7 protein-coding genes are annotated in these 6,012 nt (G+C 69.1%); 6 read left to right on the top strand and 1 reads right to left on the bottom strand.

Annotated elements, in window-relative coordinates; genetic code table 11:
* The 6 genes from FA743_RS20495 to FA743_RS16375 all read left to right on the top strand — a co-directional run.
* The coding region (locus FA743_RS20495) for a hypothetical protein (protein ID WP_211242304.1) at positions 1–543 on the top strand (543 nt) is incomplete at its 5' end.
* 5 nt (positions 544–548) lie between these two features.
* A complete protein-coding gene (locus tag FA743_RS16395; protein WP_425467201.1) occupies positions 549–1,415 on the top strand; it encodes a glycosyltransferase family 2 protein in 867 nt (288 codons plus the stop codon).
* Positions 1,416–1,547: 132 nt separating this feature from the next.
* Positions 1,548–2,057 carry a bifunctional 3-hydroxydecanoyl-ACP dehydratase/trans-2-decenoyl-ACP isomerase gene (fabA, locus tag FA743_RS16390; protein ID WP_136887180.1) on the top strand — a complete coding sequence of 170 codons (510 nt, stop codon included), beginning with the start codon at positions 1,548–1,550 and terminating at the stop codon, positions 2,055–2,057.
* A gap of 26 nt (positions 2,058–2,083) precedes the next feature.
* Positions 2,084–3,313 carry a beta-ketoacyl-ACP synthase I gene (fabB, locus tag FA743_RS16385; RefSeq protein WP_136887179.1) on the top strand — a complete coding sequence of 410 codons (1,230 nt, stop codon included), beginning with the start codon at positions 2,084–2,086 and terminating at the stop codon, positions 3,311–3,313.
* 22 nt (positions 3,314–3,335) lie between these two features.
* A complete protein-coding gene (locus FA743_RS16380) occupies positions 3,336–4,124 on the top strand; it encodes an enoyl-ACP reductase FabI (RefSeq protein ID WP_136887178.1) in 789 nt (262 codons plus the stop codon).
* A gap of 104 nt (positions 4,125–4,228) precedes the next feature.
* Positions 4,229–5,059 carry an alpha/beta fold hydrolase gene (locus tag FA743_RS16375; protein WP_136887177.1) on the top strand — a complete coding sequence of 277 codons (831 nt, stop codon included), beginning with the start codon at positions 4,229–4,231 and terminating at the stop codon, positions 5,057–5,059.
* 44 nt (positions 5,060–5,103) lie between these two features.
* Here the strand turns inward: FA743_RS16375 and FA743_RS16370 are convergent, their stop codons facing one another.
* Positions 5,104–6,006 (bottom strand): ABC transporter substrate-binding protein, encoded by a 903-nt coding sequence (locus FA743_RS16370; RefSeq protein ID WP_136887181.1) that lies wholly within the window; start codon positions 6,004–6,006, stop codon positions 5,104–5,106.
* Positions 6,007–6,012 lie beyond the last annotated feature (6 nt).

Genomic DNA, 6,012 nt, shown 5'->3' with positions numbered 1-6,012 from the left:
GGCGGGGGGGGGGGGGGGGGGGCCGCCCCCCCCCCCCCCCCCGCCCCCCCCCCCCCCCCCCCCCCCCCCCCCGCCGCGGATGCCGCAGCCGACGCGGCCGCCATCGCCGCCGATGCCGCCGCCGAGGCCGCCCGCGCCTCCGAGGATACCGGCACCGCTCCGGCCTCGGACGCCGCAGACGCCGCCGAGGCTGCCGCCGTCGCAGCCCTGGACGCCGCCGACCGGGCCGCCGCCGCCGCGGCCGGCGCCACCGCCGGGGTGACCGCGCTGGCTCCCGCCGAAGCCGCCGAAGAGGCCGCGACCGCCGCGCAGGATGCCGCCGAGGCCGCATCGGACACCGCCGACGCCGCCTCGATCGCGGCACGGATCGAGGCGCTCTTGACCCCCGAGGGGTTCGACCGTGCCGAGGTCGACCGGATCATCGAGGGCTCGGCGCTGGCGGCGCCGCAAAAGCAGACGCTGAAGGAACTGGTCGCCGCCGCCGAGGGCAATCCCCAGCTGCTGGGGCAGGCCTTGGAACAGGTCAAGGCGGTGATGCGCTGATGCTGCTGCCCACCGAAAGCATGGAGCGTTTCCTGGCCCGCAAGCCCGAGGTGCTGGCCAAGGGTCCGCTGGCGCTGATCCTGATCGAGGATGCCACCGCCGTCGCCGCGACCGTCGAGCATCACATAGGCCGCGGTTTCCGCCACATCCTGCTGTTCTCGGACCAGCCGCAGGACCTGCCCGAGGTGCTGGCCTCCAAGGTCACGCTGCTGCCCTATGACATCCGCCGCCCCGATGCCCATGTCGATGCGGTGAACGCGGTGATCCGGGCCGTGCCGACCGGCACCTGGCTCTATTACTGCTACAATGCCGAATTCCTGTTCTATCCCTTCTGCGAGACGCGCAGCGTGGGCGAGATGCTGGCCTTCCACACCGAGGAACGCCGCCCCGCCATGCTGAGCTATGTGGTCGACCTCTATGCGGGCGACCTGACCACCCATCCCGATGCGGTCGACCTGCATGCGCCGCTGTTCGACCGCGCCGGCTATTACGCGCTTGGCCGCATCGGCCCGGACGGGCAGGCCCGCGAGCGGCAGCTGGATTTCCACGGCGGCCTGCGCTGGCGCTACGAGGAGCTGCTGCCCCCCGACCGCCGCCGCATCGACCGCATCGCCCTGTTCCGGGCAGCCCCCGGCCTGCAGGTGACCGCCGATCACCGCTTCTCGATCGAGGAATACAACACCTATTCCTGCCCCTGGCATCACAACCTGACCGCCGCCATCGCGTCCTTTCGGGTGGCCAAGGCACTGGCGACCAATCCGGGCTCGCGCGATCAGGTCGGCAGCCTGACCTGGCGCAACTCGCATCCCTTCGAGTGGAGCGGCGATCAGCTGATGAACCTGGGCCTGATGGAACCGGGTCAGTGGTTCTAGGCGGGCTCTGACCGGCGGCGGGGGCCGCGCGCCGCTTGCCCTTGCGTCGATCTGACGCCGGATGATAGACCGTTGCGCAATCCGACGATCCCGACCGGTCCGCAGGGGCCGCCCACAGAAGGCACGACCCGCATGGCTATGACCCAGACCAGCTTCGACCGCGACGACCTGCTTGCCTGCGCGCGCGGAGAGCTGTTCGGGCCCGGCAATGCGCAACTTCCCGAACCGCCCATGCTGATGATGGACCGCATCACCGAGGTGTCGGAAGATGGCGGCGAACATGGCAAGGGCCATATCGTGGCCGAGTTCGACATCACGCCCGACCTGTGGTTCTTCGACTGCCATTTCCCCGGCAATCCGATCATGCCCGGCTGCCTGGGCCTGGACGGGCTGTGGCAGCTGACCGGCTTCAATCTGGGCTGGCGCGGCTGGCAGGGGCGCGGCTATGCGCTTGGCGTGGGCGAGGTCAAGCTGACCGGCATGGTCCGCCCCGACCGCAAGCTGCTGCGCTATACCGTCGATTTCACCAAGGCCGTGCAGACCCGCCGCCTGACCATGGGCGTGGCCGATGGCCGCGTCGAGGCGGACGGAGAGGTCATCTATCAGGTCAAGGACATGAAGGTGGCCCTGTCGGCCACCTGACCCCCCATTCATCCAAGGAGGCCCCCATGCGTCGCGTCGTCATCACCGGGCTTGGCATCGTATCCCCGATCGGCAACAGCGCCGACGAAGTCACCGAAAGCCTGCGCAGCGGCAAGTCGGGCATCGTCTTCGCCCCCGAATATGCCGAACACGGCTTTCGCAGCCAGGTCCACGGCATGCCGCAGATCGTGCTGGAGGACCATGTCGACAAGCGCAACCTGCGCTTCATGGGTCCGGGGGCGGCCTACAACTTCCTGGCCATGGAGCAGGCGATCGCCGACAGCGGCCTCGAGGAGAGCGACGTCTCGAACGAGCGCACCGGCCTGATCATGGGATCGGGCGGGCCCTCGACCTCGAACTTCTTCCTGGCCCACCAGACGGTGATCGAGAAGGGCGCGCCCAAGAGGATGGGGCCCTTCATGGTGACCCGCTGCATGTCCTCCACGAACTCGGCCTGTCTCGCGACTCCCTTCAAGATCAAGGGCGTGAACTATTCCATCACCTCGGCCTGCGCGACATCGGCACATTGCATCGGTAACGGGGTCGAGCAGATCCAGATGGGCAAGCAGGACATCGTCTTCGCCGGCGGCGGCGAGGAACTGGACTGGACCCTGTCCTGCCTCTTCGACGCGATGGGCGCGATGTCGTCCAAGTACAACGACACGCCCGAGACCGCCTCGCGCCCCTATGACGCGACCCGCGACGGGTTCGTCATCGCCGGCGGCGGCGGCGTCGTGGTGCTGGAGGAACTGTCCCACGCCCTGGCGCGCGGCGCCAAGATCTATGCCGAGGTCACCGGATACGGGGCGACCAGCGACGGCTACGACATGGTCGCACCCTCCGGCGAGGGCGGCGAGCGGGCGATGCGCGTGGCAATGGCCACCCTGCCCGAGGACCGTAAGGTCAGCTACATCAATGCCCACGGCACCTCGACCCCGGTCGGCGATCTGGGCGAGATCAAGGCGATCCGCCGCATCTTCGGCGAGGGCACGACCCCGCCGGTCAGCTCGACCAAGTCGCTGACCGGGCATTCGCTTGGCGCGACCGGCGTGCACGAGGCGATCTATGCGCTGCTGATGTTGCAAAATGACTTCATCGCCGCCTCGGCGAACGTGACCACGCTGGACCCCGAGATCCAGCCGGGCGAGATTGCCTCCAGCCGGGTGGACGATGCGGGGCTGGATTCGATCCTGTCGAACAGCTTCGGCTTTGGCGGCACCAATGCCACGCTGCTGATGTCGCGCTATCTGGACTGAGGCCAAGAACAAGGGACAGCTGATGGGCGATCTTCTGAAGGGCAAGCGCGGGCTTGTCATGGGGGTCGCCAACGAGCGGTCCATTGCCTGGGGCATCGCGCGCGCGATGGCGGCGGAAGGGGCCGAGCTGGCCTTTTCCTATCAGGGCGAGGCCTTCGGGCGTCGGGTCGAGCCGCTGGCCGCCTCGGTCGGATCGGACCTGCTGGTCGATGTGGACGTGACCGACGACGCCTCGCTGGACGCGGCCTTCGCGACCTTGGCCGAGCGGTGGGGCCAGCTGGACTTCCTGATCCACGCCATCGCCTTTTCCAGCAAGGACGAGCTGACCGGCCGGTTCATGAACACCAGCCGCGCCAACTTCAAGCGCAGCCTCGAGATCAGCTGCTATTCCCTGATCGAGGTCGCCCGACGCGCCCATCCGATGATGCGGCCCGGCGGATCGATCATCACCCTGACCTATGGCGGATCGAACCGCGTGACGCCCTTCTACAACGTGATGGGCGTCGCCAAGGCGGCGTTGGAGGCCAGCGTGCGCTATCTGGCCAACGACCTGGGCCCCGACGGAATCCGCGTGAACGCGATCAGCCCCGGCCCGATGAAGACGCTGGCCGGCGCCGCCATCGGCGGCGCGCGCAAGACCTTCCGCCATACCGAGGCCAATGCGCCGCTGCGCGCCAATGCCACGCTGGAGGCGATCGGCGGCACGGCGGTGTGGCTGACCTCGGACTGGGGGGCCTGCACCACGGGCGAGATCGTCACGGTGGATGGCGGCTATCACGTGCTGGGGATGCCGCAGAGCGAGAACCTTTGAGGCCCAAGCCGGGGGCTAGCTTGCATAGCGAGAGCTTTTAGGTCCAAGCCGGGGGCCAGCCCCCGGACCCCCGGGATATTTCTGCCAAGATGAAAGGGCTGCGCATGGCTGAGTTTCGGGCAAGTGACGGGGCGCGTCTGGTCTATGCTGACGAGGGCTCGGGGCTGCCGGTGCTGTGCCTTGCCGGGCTGACGCGGGCTATGTCGGATTTCGATTACCTCGCTCCGCATCTGGACGGGGTGCGGCTGATCCGCATGGATTACCGCGGCCGCGGGGGATCGGAGCGGACGGGGGCCGCGACCTATACGGTGCCGCGCGAGGCCCGCGATGCGGTCGAGCTGCTGGATCATCTGGGCGTGGACCGGGCGGCGGTGCTGGGCACGTCCCGGGGCGGGCTGATCGGGATGGTCCTGGCGGCGACCACGCCGGAGCGGATGCTGGGGCTGTGCCTGAACGATGTCGGGCCCGAGATCGCCCGGGCGGGGCTGGAGCGGATCTTCGACTATGTCGGACGCGCGCCCGAGGCCCCCACCCATGCGGCGCTGGCCGAGCGCCTGCCCGACCTGATGCCCGGGTTTTCGGACGTGCCCGAGGGACGCTGGCTGGAGGACGCCCGGCGGCATTACGTCGAGACGCCCGAGGGGCTGGCGCTGAACTATGATCCGGCATTGCGCGAGGCGTTCCTGGCGGCCTTCGACGGGCCGCCGGTGGATCTGTGGCCCTTGTGGCCGGCGACGGCGGCAATGCCGGTCGCGCTGATCCGGGGCGCGAATTCGGATCTTCTGGCGCCCGAGACCGTGGCGCGGATGGTGCAGATGCGCCCGGATCTGATCCTGGCCGAGGTGCCGGGCCGCGCCCATATCCCCTGGCTGGACGAGGCCCCCGCGCTGGAGGCGGTCCGCCGCTGGCTGGAGGCCTGCCGCGCGGCAGACTGACGACGCGCGGGGGGGGGGTATCCCCCCCCCGCGCGCTTTTTCTCTCAATACGGGCTGTCTTCGAAGTAGAAGTCTTCGGCGTTGTCTGGGGTGATGAGTTCGGAGGCGATGATGAAGTCTCCGCTCATGGGGGCGCCTGCGGTGAGGCCGAGGACGGTCATCTCGATGGCGGTGGAGATCATCGAAGGGGGGTAGGTGACGTTCACGGGCACGGTGGGATCGCTGTTTCGGATCCGGTCGACCATCTCCTTCATGCCGGCGCCGCCGACCACGAACATCTCGTCGGTGCGCCCGGCCTGGTCGATGGCGGCCAGGGCGCCCACGGCCATGTCGTCGTCGGCGGCCCAGACCGCGTCGATTTCGGGGAAGCGCGACAGCCAGTCCTGCATCAGGTTGAAGGCGGTGTCGCGGTTCCAGTTGCCGTGATCCATCGCGGCGATCTCGACGCCCGAGCCCTCCAGCGCGGCCTCGAAGCCGGCCACGCGCTCGTTGTCGACGGTCGAGGCGATGCCGCGCATGACGACGACCTGCGCGCCCTCGTCCAGGGTCTCGGCGAAGTAGCCGCCGGCGGTGCGCCCGAAGCTGTCATTGTCGCCCGCGACATAGAGATCCTCGATCCCTTCCTGCGCCAGGCCGCGATCGACCACCGTGACCCAGACCCCGCTGTCGGCGATGCGCTGGATCGGGCCGGTCAGCGGCTCGGATTCGAAGGGCAGCACGACCAGCGCGTCGATGCCGCGGGTGGCGACCATGTCTTCCAGGTCCGAGACCTGCTGGCCGGGATCCGAGGTCGTGGTCAGCACGAACTGCATGTCGGGGTTGGCCTCCTGCAGGCGGGCGACGGTGCGCTCGGCATGGAAGTTCAGCGCGCCCGCCCAGCCATGCGTGGCGGCGGGGATCGAGATGCCGACGGTCTGGGACAGCGCCGGGGCGGCGCCGAGGCCCAGAAGGGC

The organism is Paracoccus gahaiensis, from assembly GCF_005048225.1.
Taxonomy (GTDB): Bacteria; Pseudomonadota; Alphaproteobacteria; order Rhodobacterales; family Rhodobacteraceae; genus Paracoccus; species Paracoccus gahaiensis.
Note: the sequence above shows the minus strand (reverse complement) of the source record. Positions and strands in the feature narration are given on the sequence as shown.

Bases quoted from the DNA above. Each gene is read 5' to 3' on its own strand.
- fabA (WP_136887180.1), top strand. From the start codon at position 1,548: ATGGCTATGACCCAGACCAGCTTCGACCGCGACGACCTGCTTGCCTGC.
- FA743_RS16380 (WP_136887178.1), top strand. From the start codon at position 3,336: ATGGGCGATCTTCTGAAGGGCAAGCGCGGGCTTGTCATGGGGGTCGCC.
- fabB (WP_136887179.1), top strand. From the start codon at position 2,084: ATGCGTCGCGTCGTCATCACCGGGCTTGGCATCGTATCCCCGATCGGC.
- FA743_RS16375 (WP_136887177.1), top strand. From the start codon at position 4,229: ATGGCTGAGTTTCGGGCAAGTGACGGGGCGCGTCTGGTCTATGCTGAC.